The organism is Erwinia magellanica (assembly GCF_039023495.1).
In the GTDB taxonomy this organism is placed as follows: domain Bacteria; phylum Pseudomonadota; class Gammaproteobacteria; order Enterobacterales; family Enterobacteriaceae; genus Erwinia.
In genome coordinates, this window is the sequence record NZ_JBCHVC010000001.1 from 1,053,814 (window position 1) to 1,070,432 (window position 16,619).

14 protein-coding genes are annotated in these 16,619 nt (G+C 54.7%); 6 read left to right on the plus strand and 8 right to left on the minus strand.

All coding sequences use genetic code 11. From position 1 onward, the window contains the following. The first annotated feature begins 206 nt into the window (after positions 1-206). Together AAH450_RS04860 and AAH450_RS04865 are read left to right on the plus strand one after the other, a co-directional pair. The gene (locus AAH450_RS04860; protein ID WP_342909164.1) at positions 207-416 is read left to right on the plus strand and encodes a DUF2767 family protein; all 210 of its coding nucleotides are present in this window, start codon (positions 207-209) and stop codon (positions 414-416) included. Positions 417-558: 142 nt separating this feature from the next. Further along, positions 559-951, plus strand: a complete 393-nt coding sequence (locus tag AAH450_RS04865) for a YgiW/YdeI family stress tolerance OB fold protein (protein WP_342909165.1) — start codon at positions 559-561, stop codon at positions 949-951. An 89-nt stretch (positions 952-1,040) separates the two neighbouring features. Here AAH450_RS04865 and AAH450_RS04870 read toward each other — a convergent pair whose 3' ends face one another. The 3 genes from AAH450_RS04870 to AAH450_RS04880 form a co-directional block, all read right to left on the minus strand. Then, positions 1,041-3,452, minus strand: a complete 2,412-nt coding sequence (locus AAH450_RS04870; protein WP_342909166.1) for a membrane-bound PQQ-dependent dehydrogenase, glucose/quinate/shikimate family — start codon at positions 3,450-3,452, stop codon at positions 1,041-1,043. A 230-nt stretch (positions 3,453-3,682) separates the two neighbouring features. Further along, a complete protein-coding gene (locus AAH450_RS04875) occupies positions 3,683-5,506 on the minus strand; it encodes a glycoside hydrolase family 15 protein (RefSeq protein ID WP_342909167.1) in 1,824 nt (607 codons plus the stop codon). A 168-nt stretch (positions 5,507-5,674) separates the two neighbouring features. Beyond that, positions 5,675-6,316 carry an HD domain-containing protein gene (locus AAH450_RS04880; RefSeq protein ID WP_342909168.1) on the minus strand — a complete coding sequence of 214 codons (642 nt, stop codon included), beginning with the start codon at positions 6,314-6,316 and terminating at the stop codon, positions 5,675-5,677. Positions 6,317-6,429: 113 nt separating this feature from the next. Here AAH450_RS04880 and AAH450_RS04885 point away from each other — a divergent pair, with 113 nt between their 5' ends. Together AAH450_RS04885 and AAH450_RS04890 are read left to right on the plus strand one after the other, a co-directional pair. After that, positions 6,430-7,395 carry a GlxA family transcriptional regulator gene (locus AAH450_RS04885; protein WP_342909169.1) on the plus strand — a complete coding sequence of 322 codons (966 nt, stop codon included), beginning with the start codon at positions 6,430-6,432 and terminating at the stop codon, positions 7,393-7,395. An 83-nt stretch (positions 7,396-7,478) separates the two neighbouring features. Beyond that, complete coding sequence (locus AAH450_RS04890; RefSeq protein WP_342909170.1) at positions 7,479-8,504, plus strand: LLM class flavin-dependent oxidoreductase; 1,026 nt, start codon at positions 7,479-7,481, stop codon at positions 8,502-8,504. Positions 8,505-8,568: 64 nt separating this feature from the next. Here the strand turns inward: AAH450_RS04890 and AAH450_RS04895 are convergent, their stop codons facing one another. The 5 genes from AAH450_RS04895 to AAH450_RS04915 form a co-directional block, all read right to left on the minus strand. Continuing rightward, positions 8,569-9,525: a hypothetical protein gene (locus tag AAH450_RS04895; protein WP_342909171.1), complete on the minus strand. Its 957-nt coding sequence runs from the start codon at positions 9,523-9,525 to the stop codon at positions 8,569-8,571. A 118-nt stretch (positions 9,526-9,643) separates the two neighbouring features. Further along, the gene (locus AAH450_RS04900) at positions 9,644-10,411 is read right to left on the minus strand and encodes a GNAT family N-acetyltransferase (RefSeq protein ID WP_342909172.1); all 768 of its coding nucleotides are present in this window, start codon (positions 10,409-10,411) and stop codon (positions 9,644-9,646) included. Between the two features lie 149 nt (positions 10,412-10,560). Next, the gene (locus AAH450_RS04905; RefSeq protein WP_318791683.1) at positions 10,561-12,033 is read right to left on the minus strand and encodes a pyridoxal phosphate-dependent decarboxylase family protein; all 1,473 of its coding nucleotides are present in this window, start codon (positions 12,031-12,033) and stop codon (positions 10,561-10,563) included. Positions 12,034-12,047: 14 nt separating this feature from the next. Continuing rightward, positions 12,048-13,430, minus strand: a complete 1,383-nt coding sequence (locus AAH450_RS04910; protein ID WP_342909573.1) for a diaminobutyrate--2-oxoglutarate transaminase — start codon at positions 13,428-13,430, stop codon at positions 12,048-12,050. A 428-nt stretch (positions 13,431-13,858) separates the two neighbouring features. Continuing rightward, positions 13,859-14,215: an MmcQ/YjbR family DNA-binding protein gene (locus AAH450_RS04915; RefSeq protein ID WP_342909173.1), complete on the minus strand. Its 357-nt coding sequence runs from the start codon at positions 14,213-14,215 to the stop codon at positions 13,859-13,861. Between the two features lie 210 nt (positions 14,216-14,425). Here AAH450_RS04915 and AAH450_RS04920 point away from each other — a divergent pair, with 210 nt between their 5' ends. Both AAH450_RS04920 and AAH450_RS04925 read left to right on the plus strand, forming a co-directional pair. Further along, entirely contained in the window at positions 14,426-15,424 is a 999-nt protein-coding gene (locus AAH450_RS04920; protein ID WP_342909174.1) for an MsnO8 family LLM class oxidoreductase, read from the plus strand. 28 nt (positions 15,425-15,452) lie between these two features. Beyond that, complete coding sequence (locus AAH450_RS04925) at positions 15,453-16,586, plus strand: amidohydrolase (RefSeq protein WP_342909574.1); 1,134 nt, start codon at positions 15,453-15,455, stop codon at positions 16,584-16,586. The last annotated feature ends 33 nt before the right edge of the window (positions 16,587-16,619 follow it).

The following is a 16,619-nucleotide window of genomic DNA, read 5'->3' on the forward strand; positions in this document are numbered from 1 at the left end:
TCATTGGCGGTTATTTTAAGCAGGTCAATTCTGGCTGATGTGGAAGAGAAGAGATCAGCGGCTATAATATTTTTCGGGCCTGATTTTTTCCAAGTGGTAATAAAGGTTAAGTAAGTTTTACAAAAGGTGTTGTTACGTGTTTACTCTCTGATTATTTGCCAGGGTCAGGCTTTAACGGTGTGAAAAAACGGTAAAAAGGAACAGCTATGAAACGTGATGTGCTGAGTGAAGAGTATTATGACGAAGTTTGCCGGGTTATTGGCGATGCGGTCATTGTGCTGGCGGAAAGCGGATATAATACCCACCGCGAAGTGCTGACTAATCTCTTGATAAAAACCCGACATGACCGTGCCGACGCGGACAGGGATGAGCAGAAAGTTCTTGAGCACGCTATCCGTCTGATTAAACCAGAATGAGAGAGAGCCTTGCTGGTCGCCTGGCGTGCTGGCGGCTCTTTTAACCCGAGCGGGTTATTTTATAAGGAAAATTTCCGCTGTTGTGCCAGGCTTAAAGGAGACACATCGAGCAGGGCATAGCCTGAGACATTAAGGAGATAGAATGAAAAAGATGCTGGCACTGGCCGCAATACTTGCCTTCACGGGCCATGCGATGGCTGCGGAAGGGGGATTCAAAAGTGGTGAAACACCGCCTCCGGTTCATAAAAAAGATGCCGGTTACAAAGGCTCGGAAGATACCGGAGAAAGCACAATCCACTCCCTGTACTCACAGCGTGACAATGCCTGGGTTACCGTTGAAGGCTACTTGATCGAAAAAACCGATGACAAGAGCTACATACTGCGCGACGACTCCGGAAAAATTTCCCTTAAGGTACCGACGCCAGCCTGGGACGGTAAAGAGTACACCTCAAAGGATATGATCAGGGTAAGCGGATTTGTGAAAGGCAAAGGGGATGCGCGTTATCTTCAGGTACAGAGAGTTGAAAAACCCTAAACCTTACCCGACTGCTGTCTGACCTGTTCTACCCAATATTGAAAGCCCTGTGGCGTTAAACCACAGGGCTTTCTGGTTTCTGACCCGCTCTAATGTGCGGGCAGGGCGTAAGCCATTACTGCATCTCCGGAAGGCGTACCCAGACCGCCATGGCCACCTGCGGCGATAACCACGTACTGCCTGCCATCGCTGCCGCTATAGGTCATCGGCGTCGCCTGCCCACCTGCCGGCAATCTTGCCCGCCAGAGTTCCTGTCCGCTGCGCTCGTCGAAAGCACGCAGGTAGTCATCGGCCGTGGCGCCCATAAAGATCAGGCCACTACCGGTGATCACGTTTCCACCCATCATAAAAATACCCGTAGGTAGCGGAGCGTTAGTATGCGTACCAAAGATGTTCATATCTCTGGTGGTGCCCGCTGGCCTTTCCCAGGCGATTTTGCGCGTAGTGAGATCAATTGCCACCAATTTTCCCCACGGCGGTGCGCTGCATGGCGCGCCGAGTGCGGAAAGCCAGGGCTTAACGATCGCCGCCCAGGGAGTGCCATATTGTGGCCCAACGGCGAACTCTTTGGGTTTAGGGTAATCCTGCCTGCTGCCCCAGCCAGCCCAATCCTGCATCAGACCCTGCTTTTTGGCCTCGCTGGCTTTCATCATCTCCATGGTGAAAGGGATATAGCTGGTATTAGCAATCAGCAGGTGCCGTTGCGGATCTACCGACGCGCCGTACCAGTCCATCACACCGTCAAAGGCCGGGTAGGCAATAGAAGTGCCTTCAGCTGGCGGCGTATATTGCCCCTGATAGCGATAACGGTGAAACTGAATGCGGCAGAGTAGTTGATCCACGGGCGTGGCTCCCCACATATCGCTCTCTTTGAGATCGGGTGGCGAGAGGTTGGGCATGCCAACGGAATCTGGCTGGGTAGGTGACAGCGCTTCTCCTGGCAGGGATGGCGAGGTAGGAACCGGCTTCTCAATGACCTGAGCCAGCGGTTTGCCTGTTTCACGGTTCAGCAGGAACAGCTGGCCCATTTTGGTGGTCTGTACCAGTGCAGGAAGGGTGGCACCTTTGCCATCAGGCAGATCTACCAGGGTGGGGCCAATGGGGAGATCGAAATCCCAGACATCGTGATGCACCATCTGATAATGCCAGCGCTCCTTGCCGGTATGGATATCCAGTGCCACCAGCGAAGTAGAGTATTTTTCATCGAATGGCCGACGTTTGCCGCCAAAATAGTCGGGCGTGGCGTTACCCAGCGGGATATAGATCAACCCCAGCTTCTCATCTGCTGTATAGGTTCCCCAACCGTTAGGTGTGCCGCGGGTGTAAGTTTCGCCTGGTTTCAGAGGCGCATTTTGCGGCGTTCTGCCCATATCCCAGGCCCAGGCGATCTTTCCGGTTTTGACGTCGTAAGCCCGGACTACCCCGGAAGGTTCACCCGTTGACTGATTGTCATAAATCCAGCCGCCCAGCACGATCTTGCCATCCATGACCATTGGCTGAGAGGTGATAAAGTGAAAACCAGGCGGTACTTCACCCATACGATCGGTCAGGCTCACAAAGCCGTTCTGACCAAAAGAGGCGCAGGGCTTGCCCGTCTCCGCATTCAGCGCCACCATCCTGGCGTCGCTGGTGGTGGTAATGATTTTGTCAGGACAAGTAGTGTCAGTGAGATCCTGGCTCCAGGCGACTCCACGGCAGGCGAGATATTCATTGGCTGAAGTATCAGCCTGAGGATCAAACCTCCAGCGCTGTTTGCCGGTAGTCGCATCCAGAGCGATGACCTGACGATGGGGCGTACAGATAAAGAGGGTATTGTTGACCTTGATCGGCGTGACTTCGAAATTGAACTCTCTGCCAGCTTTGTCTTCCCCTTTACGCATGACATCGCCGGTATTGAACTGCCAGGCGGGCTTCAGCTTGCTGACGTTAGCTGGCGTGATCTGCTCCAGCGCCGAGAAACGCTGGCCCGCCGGGTTGTGCCCATAATACTTCCAGTTGGAATTTTTCTCTGCCGCCGCCGGAATATCACCTGTTGAGGCGGCTGGAACAGGGTTCAGATGCACAAAGCGCGTGTCGGTCACGTGCCAGCCGGTATAGACGATCAGCCCAATAGTCAGCACATAGAACAGGCCCGCGAACGTCCCGCTGCGAGCCTGGTTTCGGGTTGCCATCACCTGGCGTGTTACCCAGGGCAGGCTTACCCAGACCCCCAGCAGCGACAGGGCAAACAGACGCGGCATCAGTTGCCAGCCATCCAGACCCACTTCCCACAGGGACCAGCCCAGACAGATCAGATAAGTCAGCAGATAGAGCCAGATACCCGCTGCGCGCCTGCGGAGAATAAACAGACCGCTGAGCAGGAAGCCTGCGCCAAAAAGAAGATACCAGGGGCTGCCGCCAAGCGCAGCCAGCCAGCCTCCCAGTAGCAGAAAGGCCAGCCCGAACAGACCGACAACAATCCCGGTAATGGAAGACCAGGAAAGGAGAGATTTTTTTGTCATGCTTTGTCAATTTAAGTAGTGAAGGGTAAATAAAGCCTATGTGCTAAGCGGCAGAAAGGGGCGAGAGGAGGGGAATAACCGAGTGAAAGTGTCTAACTAAATGATTAATAAAAATAAAAAAATTAAAGATTATTGTCTCAAAGTTTTACTGCCGGGGAAAATCAAGCGACTCTTCTGGAAGAGGGTGAGCGCCCCCTTTCCAGAAGTGACTTCAGTTTAAAGGCTGTTCGCTAACTTTTGCGGTCTGCTTCTGAAAGCGCCTGCGCTGCACAAATCAGCGCCAGATGACTCAGTCCCTGAGGCAAATTGCCCCGCCAGCTGTTGGTACGCACGTCAAACATCTCATTGAAGGTTTCCACGTTGCCCTTATCGCACAGGCAGGAGAGGATCTCATCCATCGCCTGTTGTGCACGCTCTTTTTCACCCATTGAGGCAAAGGCTTCCGCCAGCCAGAAAGAGCAGGCGATAAAGGTGCTCTCTTCCTGTTCGACGCCGCTGTAGCGGTAAATCATTGCGCTGTTATGCCCCAGCTCGCTGTATATCGCTTCATAGGTGGCCAGCATTCTTTTGGGGTTAACACTGTTGCCATAGTGATAAACCAGCGCCAGGGAAGCATCCAGCCGCTCCTCACTCCCGGCATAAAACAGATAGGTCTGGCGCTCTTCAGACCAGCAGTGGGTTTCAATCCAGTCACTGATCCGGTCGCGCTCACGCTCCCAGCGCCCAACCCAGGTGGGTTCGATATGTTTCTCATTCGCCATCGCCGTTGCCCGGTCCAGCGCCAGCCAGCAGGCCATTTTGGAATGGGTGTAATGCTGTTCTTCAGGCAGCTCCCAGATGCCGGAATCCTTCTGCCGCCAGTGATCAGCGCAGCAGTTTGCCAGCTCTCCCAGCATGCGCGAGGTGGCAATATCTAAAACGTGTCCCGCCTCCACAAACAGCTGAGCGGTTGCCAGCATATCGCCATACATGCTCAGCTGAACCTGATCCCGTGCATTGTTGCCGACCCGAACAGGCTGCGACCCTTTATAGCCCTCCAGCGGCAGGAAACGTTCTGCGGGCACCACATCACCCTCAAGGGTGTAGCAGGCGCGAAGCTTCACGCCATGGCGAATAATGGTACGGGTCAGCCAGGAGAAGGCGGCTTTGGAGTCTTCAAGCGCGCCGAGATAGATAAAGGATTTAATGATCAGACAGGCATCGCGCACCCAGGCGTAGCGATAGTCATAATTTTTTTCGCCGTCAATGCCTTCCGGCAGGGAGGTAGTAGCCGCCGCAGCAAGCGCGCCGGTTGGGGAGTACCACAGGAACTTTAATGAGAGCGCAGAACGTTTTACATGAAGCGGGAACAGGCCATCATAGCTGAGGCTTTTGACCCAATCCCGCCAGGCAAGGTGACTGGTTTCAATTCTTTCGTCAATCGCCGTTAGCGTAGGGACAGCCAGCGGCTCTTTCTCGGTGGCCAGCAAAGCTACCAGCGAACTGGAACCGGCGGAGGTGGTGACTTTCCCCTCTACCTTTTCATCGTCGCAATGCGTGAGCTGGATATCTTCACTGGTACGCAGCATCGCCAGCAGATCGGCAATATGGAAAACCGTACCCTGTGCCGTCTCGGCCATCCACGGCGAGCGCGTTTCCGCAGCGGTGCCAAAGCGCAGCCTGAGATTCAGCACCACTTCGCCCTCAACACCTTCAATTCGTCGTGCCAGTTCACTCCACGGCAGCCTGCCAGCCAGCGTACTGTTGATCGATTCGGTGATTAACACGCTACCGGTTTCAGTCTTAAAAGAGGTTTCAAGAATATTACTGTCTTTGCGGTAGCGCCGCTCTACGCTATAGGGCTGATTGGGTTCCAGCTGAAAATAGCCGCCTGTACCGCTGTCCAGGATGCGGTCAAACAGGGGCGGTGAATCAAGGTTGGGGGCGCACCACCAGTCAATGGATCCATCGGGTGCAATCAACGCCACGGACCGGCCTTCGCCGATAGCGGCGTAGTCGCCCAATTCGGCATAACCATTATCCCGTTCTGGCTTGTTATAGCTTTTATTCTTCATAGTTCATTCATCCTTGTCAGGGAAAGTTATACGCCTTGAGGGGGTTGGCGTAACTGCAACGGGTGCCTGAAAGGAAGAGTTCCCGGCTCCTGATTGAAAAGTATAGATAAAGGAGCCGGGCGTGGTGGAGTAATGCAGCAATCATTTTATTGTGACAACGTCACTTATTCAGCCCGGCCAGCGCGACTGCCGTATGACCTCACAGAAGTTACCCGCTTTAAAGCCCGCTTCTTTGTCCGCTATAACATCAGCCTTTACATTGCCGAAGGTCGTTTGCGGTTTCTGTTTGATGCCATCATAAAACGCCTGAATGATCTCCTCCTTGAATGCCTCCGGACGGGGATGCCAGCCTGTTACCGCTCCAATCTGCTGGGGAGTAAACTGGTCGAACCCGATACCCAGCACATCCATTTCCACTCCGGCAGTCACCAGCGCGATCTCGGGAGTCATAAACTCCGGGATACCGGGCGTGGTATGCAAGGCGATAGCAGTCCAGACCTTGTCAATATCCTGCGGTGCGATGCCGTAACCTTGCAGAAAATCTCTTGCTGCATTCGCCCCATCCACTTCAAACCGCTTATCGCAGCTACAGCGATCGTGCGTCAGCCCCATATCATGAAACATGCAGCCAACATAGAGCAGCTCCGCATCAACCTTCAATCCGCGCTGCTGACCCGCCAGTGCTCCCCAGTAGTAGACGCGGCTGGAATGATGGAAAAGCAGGTCAGATTCCGTATCACGCACTAATTCGGTCGCTTCCTGCGCCATCTTACTCTGTGGGATTTGTATGCCATTTATTGTCTTGATCATTTTTTTACTCTTCAGGAGTGATTTACCCCAGTCTGAAGAAGATCATTGCTGTCTTAAAGCGTCTCTTTACGACGAAATGAGACAGAACGATTGTTACGGACAGGGGAAGAGCAATGCCACAGGATATGGTCATTCTGGCGGTGCCGGGCGTACAGCTGCTGGACGTTTCAGGGCCGCTGGATGTCTTTACAGAGGCCAATCGCATCCTGAAACGTCAGGTCTACAGAACCAGCGTGATGTCGACAGATTCGCTTACCATCCACTCTTCTTCAGGAGTAAGAGTGCTGGCAGACCGGCTACTCAGCGAGAAGGAGGTCATTTCTGCCAACACCTTTCTTGTGGCGGGCGCGCCTGAGATGGCCGGATTCCTGCCTGAGGCGGGGGTGCTGGCGGCCATCAGCCGCCACTGTCTGCAAAGCCAGCGCTATGGTTCGATATGCAGCGGCGCTCTGCTTCTGGCGCAGACAGGATTGCTTAAAGGAAAGAGGGTGACGACTCACTGGGCCTGCGCCAGCGAACTGGCGCGTTATCCGGAGGTCAGGGTGGACGCAGATGCGTTGTATGTTGTTGACGGGCGTCTACGGACTGCCGCGGGCGTGACCTCGGGTCTGGATCTGGCTCTCAGGCTGGTTGAAGAGGATCTGGGACGTGAAGTCGCTCTGGACGTAGCCAATAACCTGGTAATGTTCTTTCGTCGGCCAGTTAACCAGACCCATTTTACAAGGAGCACCGCCGTGACGCTGAGTGGCCGTTCCGCTTTTCAGGATTTGCTGCGCTGGAGCACCAGTAACCTGCAAAGCGTGAAAACTGTCACCATGATGGCGGCGCATATCAACCTCAGTGAGCGGCATCTGAGCCGTCTGTTCCGGCAAGAGCTTTCGGTAGCGCCCGCTCAGTGGCTGGAGCGAGAGCGGGTGGCGAAAGCTAAGCTGCTGCTGGCGCAGGGTCTCCCCGCTAAAGTAGTCTCATCCGAGTGCGGATTTTCAGGGGTTGATGTGATGCGCAGAGCCTTCACCAGGGTAACCGGGATGACGCCAGGCGTCTATACGCGCTTCACCGCTGCCGGAAATAGCTCTTAAGAGTGTTAATGCGCTTGCCAGCGGATAGAATTCGCCTTCATGCTACAGGCTGAAATATTCCTTTTATACAGGAGACCTGAGTCATGAAAAAAATTGGATTCCTCTCGTTTGGCCACTGGACGCCCTCCCAGCAGTCGGCCACGCGGTCGGCTGCCGATGCGCTGTTGCAATCCATAGACCTGGCTGTCGCAGCTGAAGAACTGGGCGCTGACGGCGCCTATTTCCGCGTTCACCACTTTGCACGTCAGCTAAGCGCGCCTTTCCCGCTGCTGGCTGCGGTAGGGGCTAAAACCAGCCGGATTGAAATTGGCACCGGCGTGATCGATATGCGCTATGAAAATCCTCTCTATATGGCTGAGGATGCGGGCGTAGCGGATCTGATCAGCGGCGGGCGTTTACAGCTTGGCATCAGCCGTGGCTCTCCGGAGCAGGTGGTGGAAGGGTGGCGCTATTTTGGCTATCAGCCAGAGGAGGGAGAGAGTGATGCGGATATGGGCCGTCGTCACACGGAAAAGCTGCTGGAGGTGCTGCGTGGTGAAGGTTTTGCCAAACCTAATCCTCAGCCGATGTTCCCGAATCCTCCCGGTTTGCTGAGGCCTGAACCCTTCTCGGCAGGATTGCGTGAGCGTATCTGGTGGGGATCGGGTTCTGACGCTACTGCCGTCTGGGCAGCAAAGCTGGGCATGAACCTGCAAAGCTCAACGCTGAAGGACGATGAAACGGGCGAACCCTTCCATATACAGCAGGCCAGACAGATCCGCGCCTACCGTGAAGCCTGGCAGGCAGCAGGGCATGCACGTACGCCACGGGTGTCGGTCAGCCGCAGCATTTTTGCGCTGATGAACGCTACAGATCGGGCTTACTTTGGGGCCAGCCGTGAGGGGGGCGATCAGATTGGCTATCTGGATGAGAAGACGCGCGCTATTTTTGGCCGCAGCTATGCAGCGGAGCCGGAAGCGCTGATTGCGCAGTTAGCGAAAGATGAAGCGATTGCGGAAGCAGACACCCTGCTGTTAACCATTCCAAACCAGCTGGGCGTGGAATACTGTGCGCATGTGATGGAATCGATTCTCACACATGTTGCACCGGCGTTGGGCTGGCGCGACTGATTTCTGCCAGATGAGAAGAGAGGAGGCGGGAGAGCCTCCTGTCAGGAGTGTCGTATCAGAACGGTTATTCGTTGCTGCCCGAGGTCTGGGCTGTGGCAAGCGGGGTAGTTGCTGACTGCTCAGTGGTGGTGCTCTGAGTGGTTTCCGCTGACGTTGCCGAAGGCTCCTCTGTAGCGGTGCTCTGAGTGGTTTCCGACGTGGTCGCAGGCTGAGAGGCCGGGGCGCTCTGCGAAGAGGCCGCAGGTTGAGAAGCGGCTGCACTCTGCGTTGTTTCTGTTGTGGTCGTATCCGGCTGGGTGGCAGCAGTGCCCGGCGCACTCTCTGCTGGGGTTGCTGGCTGTGATGATGCCGCGCTCTGCGTGCTCTCTGCTGGCGCAGCAGGCTGAGCAGGCACCGGAGTCTGTGCTGCTTCAGCAGTGGTGGTTGCAGCGTTAACAGCCGGAGCGCTTTCAGCGGCCGTAGAGGCTGGCGCTGCTGGCGTGGCAGCCTGCGTTGTTGCCGCAGGAGCCTGAGCGGTAACGCTGTTTTCTGTTACGGTCGCAGAGGCTGCTGGTGCCGCGTTCTGATTATCCTGTGCCGGAGCCGCTTCCTGTTTAGCCGGTTCAGGGGCCGGGGCAGGTTTAGCAGGCAGCCTGGTGACGCCCTCTTTGACAAAGACCGGTTTATCGCGGGTAACAGAATAGGCAAGCTGGGTGACTTCACCAGGGTTAGTGGTGATTTCCAGCGACTGGATAGTTACGCGGCCAAGGCCAAGCAGCGTCTGAGCATAACCGCCCACCTGATGCTTACCGGCTGGGATCTGCACCTCGGTACTCTTACCGGGCAGCAGCGGGCCGGCATCATTGCCATCCACCGTCAGGAAGATGGAGGAACCATCGTCAGCACGAGTCATCACATGAGAGACAGTGATCTGCGAGGGGCCATTAAAGAAATCATCTGGCGTAGCAGCCTTCTGATGTTTAGCGCAACCGGTGAGGGTCAAAGCGGCCGTTACTGCGGCCAGAGTGAAACGATAAGACATTATACCTCGCTATCCTGTGTTGCTTTCAATCGACCATTTTACCGTGACTGCAAAAGGAATACAGCAGGATAGCGTTAAGGTTCGTCTCAAAATTACCGGTAACTGTTTCCGTCATGCGTTAAACCGGCCTGCGGATTTCATCCTGTAAGACCATTGTTACTCTCTCTGAATGAGATGCGGACTCCCTTGCACTCTTTAACAGGGCATCGAGCTTAACTTTCTGCTCTCCTTCAGCCGTAAAATTGTCTTCTGCCAGCCAGGTTCTCAGCGCTATATTAATTGTTGGCCACTCTGCATCAATAATCGACAGCCAGTCCGTATCGCGATTACGCTGTTTACGAACCATAGCCTGGCGAAAACGCCCTTCGTAAGTGAAGCCAATCCTCTCTGCGGCCCGGCGCGATGCCTGGTTCAGCGAATCACAACGCCAGGCAACGCGGCGATAGCCCGTTGAAAATGCGTGATTCAACATCAGAAACACGGCTTCCGTACCGATGGCCGTGCGTTGCATAAGCGGAGACCAGGTAACATGGCCTATCTCGGTAAGCCCATGTTCCGTGTCGGTCTCGGCGAAGCAAACCACCCCCACGGGCATCTCCGTTCTGGCATCAATTACAGCCCAGGGAACCAGGCTCTCATCCTGAATTTTATCCGTTATCCATGCGCTCATCTCCGGCAGAGAGCGCGGCATCATCGTGCCCAGCCAGGTCCAGTCACGATCGTCACCGGTCAGCGAGTAAGCTGCAAATAGCGCTTCTGAATGATCCAGCGTAAGAGGAACCAGATCACAGAACCGGCCATGTAAGGTGCCGCGAACCAGCCTGGGCACCGGTTGCCAGTCGGGTAAGTCAAATCCTGTCTGCTGACCATACTGATTGACGCTCATGTTTTGCACTCCTTATCCTGTGTCCGGTTTGATATAGCGTTAATTCACTGTTTCTCTTCAGCTTAAATACACGCAGGACAGATCGACTGCAATAAAAAAGCCGATAACAGATGTTATCGGCTTTCAGGCAGCGGAGGGCTGAAGAGCAATCAGCCCGCCAGCAGGCTTTCCGCTGTGCTCTCAACCAGCGCCAGCAGGACTTTGATATCCTCCAGGGTCACCGTTGGGTTCAGCAGGGTCAGTTTCAGGCAGGTCACGCCGCCTGACTCAGTAACGCCCACGTTGGCACGGCCGGAGTCGAGCAGGGCATCCCCAATCTTCTGGTTCAGCAAGGCCACCGCTGCATCACTCTTCAGCGAGGCGTGCTCCGGACGATAGCGGAACAGCACGCTGGCCAGCTGCGGCTGCATCACCAGCTCCAGCGAGGCCTGCTCAGTGACATAGCTTGCCACTTCCTGGGCCAGCGTCACGCCGTGATCGATGATTTCGGCATACTGTTTCTGACCCAGCGCTTCCAGGCCCATCCACAGTTTCAACGCATCAAAACGGCGGGTGGTTTGCAGTGATTTCGACACCAGGTTCGGCACGCCCTGCGCTTCATCAAACTCGGAGTTCAGATAAGCAGCCTGGTAACGCATCAGTTCATAATGACGGGCTTCTTTCAACAGGAAGGCGCCACAGCTGATGGTCTGGAAGAACTGCTTGTGGAAGTCCAGGGTAATGGAATCCACCAGCTCGATGCCGTCCAGATAATCACGGTACTTCTCAGAGAGCAGCAGTGCACCGCCCCAGGCGGCATCAACGTGCACCCAGATCTGCTGTTCAGCAGCCAGAGTGGCAATGGCTCGCAGCGGATCAATCGCGCCCGCATCCGTGGTGCCTGCGGTGGCAACGATAGCCAGAATCTGCTCGCCGTTGGCTTTCGCCTGCGCCACTTTCTCTGCCAGATCGTTCAGATCCATCCGTGAGAAGCGATCGGTTTTCACCAGGGTAACGGACTGATAACCAAGTCCCAGCAGCGCCATATTCTTCTGCACAGAGAAGTGTGCATGCTCGGAACAGAAGACTTTGATCTTCTTCAGGTCACCGATCAGGCCATCCTGCTGAACAGAGTGACCCTGACGGGCAAAGAAGGCATCACGTGCCAGCATCAGGCCCATCAGATTACTCTGCGTACCGCCGCTGGTGAACACGCCCGCATCGCCAGGCTGATAGCCAACCTGGGTACGCAGCCATTCAATCAGCTTCATCTCGATGATGGTGGCTGACGGGCTTTGATCCCAGGAGTCCATGCTCTGGTTGGTGGCGTTGATCAAAACTTCAGCCGCCTGGCTGACCACCAGGCTTGGGCAATGTAAGTGCGCCACGCACTGCGGGTGATGAACCGACAGGCTGTCTTTTAAAAAGTATTCAACCGCACGCTCAATAGCGGCCTGGTTGCCCAGGCCCTGAGGATTGAAATCGAGCTTGATACGTTCGCGAAGCTCAGCAACGCTTTTACCCTGATACATCTCAGGCTGTTGCAGCCACTGCACCACGGCACGGCTACTCTGTTCAATTGCTTGCTGGTAGGCTTCAGTGCTTTGCGCTGAAGCAGCCAGAATTGGGTTTGACCCGGACATCCACTTCACTCCATTCAGACAGGTTTGACGCCAGCTGATAACAGGGCGCTTTCAAACTTATCGATGAAAACAGCCAGTTCTTCCTTAGTGATCAACAGCGAAGGCAACAGGCGCAGTACGCAACCGTTACGACCGCCACGTTCGAGGATCAGACCAGCCTCAAAGCATTTTTTTTGCAGCAGGGCAGAGAGCTGGCCGTCGGCTGGGTAGCAACCCATGTGATCCTGCGCCTGGTCTGGTTTAACGATCTCAATACCGATCATCAGACCCAGACCGCGAACGTGACCGATAACCGGATAACGTTTCTGTAGTTCAGCCAGCTGGCCTTTCAGCCATTCACCCTGTGCCGCCACTTTGTCGGCAATATTATTTTCTTTCAGCAATTTCAGCGTGGTCAGGCCGGTAGCCATCGCCAGCTGGTTGCCACGGAAGGTACCGGTATGGTGGCCCGGTTCCCAGGCGTCAAACTGCTTTTTGATGCCCAGCACGGCCAGCGGCAGGCCACCGCCCACAGCTTTAGACATAACGATAATGTCTGGCTCAATGCCTGCGTGTTCAAAGGCGAACTGTTTGCCGGTACGGCAGAAGCCAGCCTGAACTTCGTCGAGGATCAGCAGAATGCCGTGCTCCTGCGTCACTTTACGAATGCGTTGCAGCCATTCAGCCGGCGCCGGGTTCACGCCGCCTTCGCCCTGAACCGCTTCCAGGATCACCGCCGCGGGTTTGCGTACGCCGCTTTCCACGTCATTGATCAGGTTGTCGAAGTAGTAAGTCAGCGCTTTCACGCCAGCTTCGCCGCCAATGCCAAGCGGGCAGCGGTACTGATGCGGATAAGGCATAAACTGCACTTCCGGCATCATGCCGTTAACGGCTTCTTTCGGTGACAGGTTACCTGTCACCGCCAGCGCGCCATGCGTCATGCCGTGATAACCGCCAGAGAAACTGATCACGCCGGTACGGCCGGTATGCTTTTTAGCCAGTTTCAGGGCTGCTTCAACCGCATCTGCGCCAGAAGGGCCGGTAAATTGCAGGCAATACTCTTTGCCCTGGCCCGGTAATAAGGAGAGCAGGTATTCAGAAAACTGATCTTTTAAGGGTGTAGTAAGATCCAGGGTATGTAACGGCAAGCCGCTGGTAATGACATTTTGGATGCTTTGCAGGACATCAGGATGATTGTGTCCAAGCGCCAGCGTTCCCGCACCGGCAAGGCAATCAAGATATTGGTTATTCTCAACATCGGTGATCCAGACGCCTTCCGCTTTCGCAATGGCGAACGGTAATTTACGGGGATAACTCCTGACATTCGACTCCATTTCAGCCTGTCTGGCTAAATAGGTCTCATTGTTAGCATTAGCAGAATTCGCACCTAAAGTATCAATACGGACTTTATCCGTCATCATATCTCTCCTACAACCCGAAACGTCGTCGTTCCTGGTTGAAAAATGGTTAAAAAAGTAGCAACTCGCTGTAAAAGCGCGCCCAATATAGGACTTTTCTGCCCTGACCTCAATGTTTAATTTTGTTAAGAAATGCTTACATTTTTTCTTTAGGAATCATAAAGTTGCATTGAGCACACTTTCTGTGTGGTTATCGTCCGATTGTTACATTTTGTATAACTTGTCCTAAACCCAAATAATCAGGCTTGCTGGCAGCAAGATAACAACCGGGATAAAGCGGAAACCGGGAGGAGCTAAGAGAAAAGCAGGAGGAAAACTTCATGTTTTGCTGTCAACCAGGGCGCACCGGTTCTGTGGGTGCCCTTTGATACGCATCGTTCGCGGCATGGGCATTCTGTTAACAGGTTAAAACTGCCGGTAAGCCGTGCTCAGCCTGCGGTCAGTTCATGGCTTTCAGATAAAAGATCGTATATTTCCTCTGGCGTTAACGGGCCGGATAAGAGAATGCTGATCCAGTGCTCTTTATTCATGTGATAAGCAGGCAAAATTCCCTCTTTCTTTCTCAGAGAACCGATCTGCTCCGGCCTGACTTTCACTTCCAGTACGTCGACTTTCTCTTCTGTTGCCAGACCAAGCTTTGTACCCGTCACGTTCATAACTAAGCCGAACCATTTTTCTCCCTGATGATGCCGGAGCACGGCATAGCCAGGAAGATTACTCCATAAATACTCTGGCTCTGCTTTGTAGCGCTCGCGGGCATAGTTAAACAGCGTTTCGCGTTTCATTGTCTCTTTTCTCCCTGTCAGTAGAATTGTACATAGCGTAGTAACTGCACTCTGAAAATCAATATTTTCCCCAGGGCTTTATTCTCCGGCCCGATTATTTTATTTATTCGCTTAGCTCTTTTTTGACTTCATATTTTCATATTTCTTGTTTTACTAAAAATAAGCGCCGCCTCACACTTGCCTTAAACGGGATTAATGAGGGAGTGGTGAATGGCCTATCGACTGAGTTTATTAGATAAATCGCCGGTCATGCCTGGCGAGACGGCAACGGCCGCGCTTCAGCGAACCCTGCATCTGGCGCAACAGGCTGAAAAGTGGGGCTATCATCGTTTCTGGCTGGCGGAGCATCATAATTCAGAACAGTTAGCCAGCCCTTCACCGGAAGTGCTGATTGCCTGGATAGTGGCACAGACGCGCTATATTCGCGTGGGTTCTGGCGGCGTCATGCTTCAGCATTACAGCCCCTATAAAGTGGCGGAAAACTTCAATTTGCTGGCTTCCCTGGCGCCCGGAAGAATTGACTTGGGGGTGGGGAAAGCGCCAGGGGGAATGCCGCTTTCTACCAACGCTTTACAGCTGGGTATTGATGCGGCGGAAAAGGGAAGCTTTGCCGACCAGTTACGCTTACTGAATAGCTGGCTGCAACCTGTTGATCAAGATGGCGATGAAGAGATATTACGCGCCACGCCTCAGCCAACACATGTGGCGAGTCGTTTTCTGCTGGGAGCCAGTGAAGAGAGCGCGCGACTGGCCGCAGAGCAGGGCTGGCAATTTGTATTTGCAGCGCATCTTAACGGTGATCGACAGCTGCTGGAGCACTCATTGCAAACCTATTCCCGTTTAAGCGATGGCCAGCGTGCGCTGGTGGCCGTACAGGTCGTGGTAGCGGACTCCCCGGCAGAAGCCAGCCTGCTGACGGCGGGCCTTAAACAGTATCACGTTCAGATTAAAGGGGGGCCAGGGGTGAATGTCGCCACGCTGGAGCAGGCGGAACGCTATGTTCGCCAGGGTGGCTATACCGACTATCTGATAGAGCCACGCACGCCTTCGCTGATCAAAGGGACGGCGGCACAGGTGCATGCACAGCTTCAGGCGCTGCATCAACATTTTGCCATTGATGAATTTGTGATTGATACCCCGATTAGTGACGCCAGGGCGCGGCTCGCCTCGCTGGAGTTGCTGGCTGCTCACCATCTGGTCGCTGCCTGAGATGGGCCTGTTAACGGCGTTACCTAACATGACGGAAGAAGATCAGCTGATCGCCTGGCGTCGGGAATTGCACACCTGGCCCGAACTCTCTGGTGAGGAGTTTGCCACCACTTCCCGGCTGCGGGAATGGTTAAACAGCGCGGGCATCCGTCTGCTTGATTACCCGCTGGCAACCGGCCTGGTTGCTGAAATTGGTTCTGGCGATACGCTTGTGGCGCTGCGCGCCGATATTGACGCGCTGCCGATCAATGAAGCGAGCGGCGTGAGTTTTCATTCGCGTCAGCCGGGGGTAATGCATGCCTGCGGTCATGATCTGCACAGTGCCGTTATGCTGGGTGCGGCGCTTAAGCTCAAAGCGCGTGAATCAGAGCTGAACGGACGGGTGCGGCTGCTGTTTCAGCCTGCCGAAGAGATTGCACGCGGTGCCAGAGAGTTTATTGCGGCTGGCGTGCTGGATCAGGTGCAGGCGATCTTTGGCATGCACAACGAACCCAATCTTCCCACCGGCACTTTTGCCACCCGTGGCGGCGCCTTCTATGCCAACGCAGATAAATTCAGAGTAAAGGTGACGGGAAAAGGCGCTCACGCTGCACATCCGGAGCAGGGCGTGGATACGATCCTGGTCGCCAGTCAGATTATCCAGGGGTTGCAGGGGCTGGTCAGCCGGAATTTTAACACCCTGGAGAGCCTGGTGTTGAGCATCACCCGCATAGATGGCGGCAAAACCTGGAACGTGTTGCCAGGGAGCGTTGAATTTGGCGGCACGGCCCGCACGCACGATGCAGGGGTACGGGCTGAACTTGAACAGCGCGTCCGTCAACTGGTTGAGACTTTTGCCGAAGCCAACGGGGCGCACGCCTCCTTAATCTGGCAGGCTGGCCCGCCGGTGCTGGTCAATGATGAGCACTGGGCAAACTTCAGTAGTGAAGTCGCGCAACAGGCGGGTTATCGGGTGCAAAAAGCCGATCTGCATCTCGGCGGTGAGGATTTTGCTTTTTATCTTCAGACCGTTCCGGGCGCCTTTGTCAGCATCGGCAGCGGCAGCGCCGCCGGTCTGCACCACGCTGCTTTTAATCCGGACGAGGCGTCCATTGCGCCAGCCGCCCGCTATTTTGCCGAGCTGGCCGTTCAGGCTATTCAGCATCTCAACGCGCGATGTTGAACCTTCCATAACCCTTACCTCCTGATCCATCCG

What these genes read in the sequence shown, in the direction of transcription:
- AAH450_RS04915 (WP_342909173.1), bottom strand. Translation starts at nt 14,215, where the DNA reads ATGAAACGCGAAACGCTGTTTAACTATGCCCGCGAGCGCTACAAAGCA.
- AAH450_RS04910 (WP_342909573.1), bottom strand. Translation starts at nt 13,430, where the DNA reads ATGACGGATAAAGTCCGTATTGATACTTTAGGTGCGAATTCTGCTAAT.
- AAH450_RS04920 (WP_342909174.1), top strand. Translation starts at nt 14,426, where the DNA reads ATGGCCTATCGACTGAGTTTATTAGATAAATCGCCGGTCATGCCTGGC.
- AAH450_RS04880 (WP_342909168.1), bottom strand. Translation starts at nt 6,316, where the DNA reads ATGATCAAGACAATAAATGGCATACAAATCCCACAGAGTAAGATGGCG.
- AAH450_RS04875 (WP_342909167.1), bottom strand. Translation starts at nt 5,506, where the DNA reads ATGAAGAATAAAAGCTATAACAAGCCAGAACGGGATAATGGTTATGCC.
- AAH450_RS04890 (WP_342909170.1), top strand. Translation starts at nt 7,479, where the DNA reads ATGAAAAAAATTGGATTCCTCTCGTTTGGCCACTGGACGCCCTCCCAG.
- AAH450_RS04895 (WP_342909171.1), bottom strand. Translation starts at nt 9,525, where the DNA reads ATGTCTTATCGTTTCACTCTGGCCGCAGTAACGGCCGCTTTGACCCTC.
- AAH450_RS04885 (WP_342909169.1), top strand. Translation starts at nt 6,430, where the DNA reads ATGCCACAGGATATGGTCATTCTGGCGGTGCCGGGCGTACAGCTGCTG.
- AAH450_RS04925 (WP_342909574.1), top strand. Translation starts at nt 15,453, where the DNA reads ATGACGGAAGAAGATCAGCTGATCGCCTGGCGTCGGGAATTGCACACC.
- AAH450_RS04870 (WP_342909166.1), bottom strand. Translation starts at nt 3,452, where the DNA reads ATGACAAAAAAATCTCTCCTTTCCTGGTCTTCCATTACCGGGATTGTT.
- AAH450_RS04905 (WP_318791683.1), bottom strand. Translation starts at nt 12,033, where the DNA reads ATGTCCGGGTCAAACCCAATTCTGGCTGCTTCAGCGCAAAGCACTGAA.
- AAH450_RS04860 (WP_342909164.1), top strand. Translation starts at nt 207, where the DNA reads ATGAAACGTGATGTGCTGAGTGAAGAGTATTATGACGAAGTTTGCCGG.
- AAH450_RS04865 (WP_342909165.1), top strand. Translation starts at nt 559, where the DNA reads ATGAAAAAGATGCTGGCACTGGCCGCAATACTTGCCTTCACGGGCCAT.
- AAH450_RS04900 (WP_342909172.1), bottom strand. Translation starts at nt 10,411, where the DNA reads ATGAGCGTCAATCAGTATGGTCAGCAGACAGGATTTGACTTACCCGAC.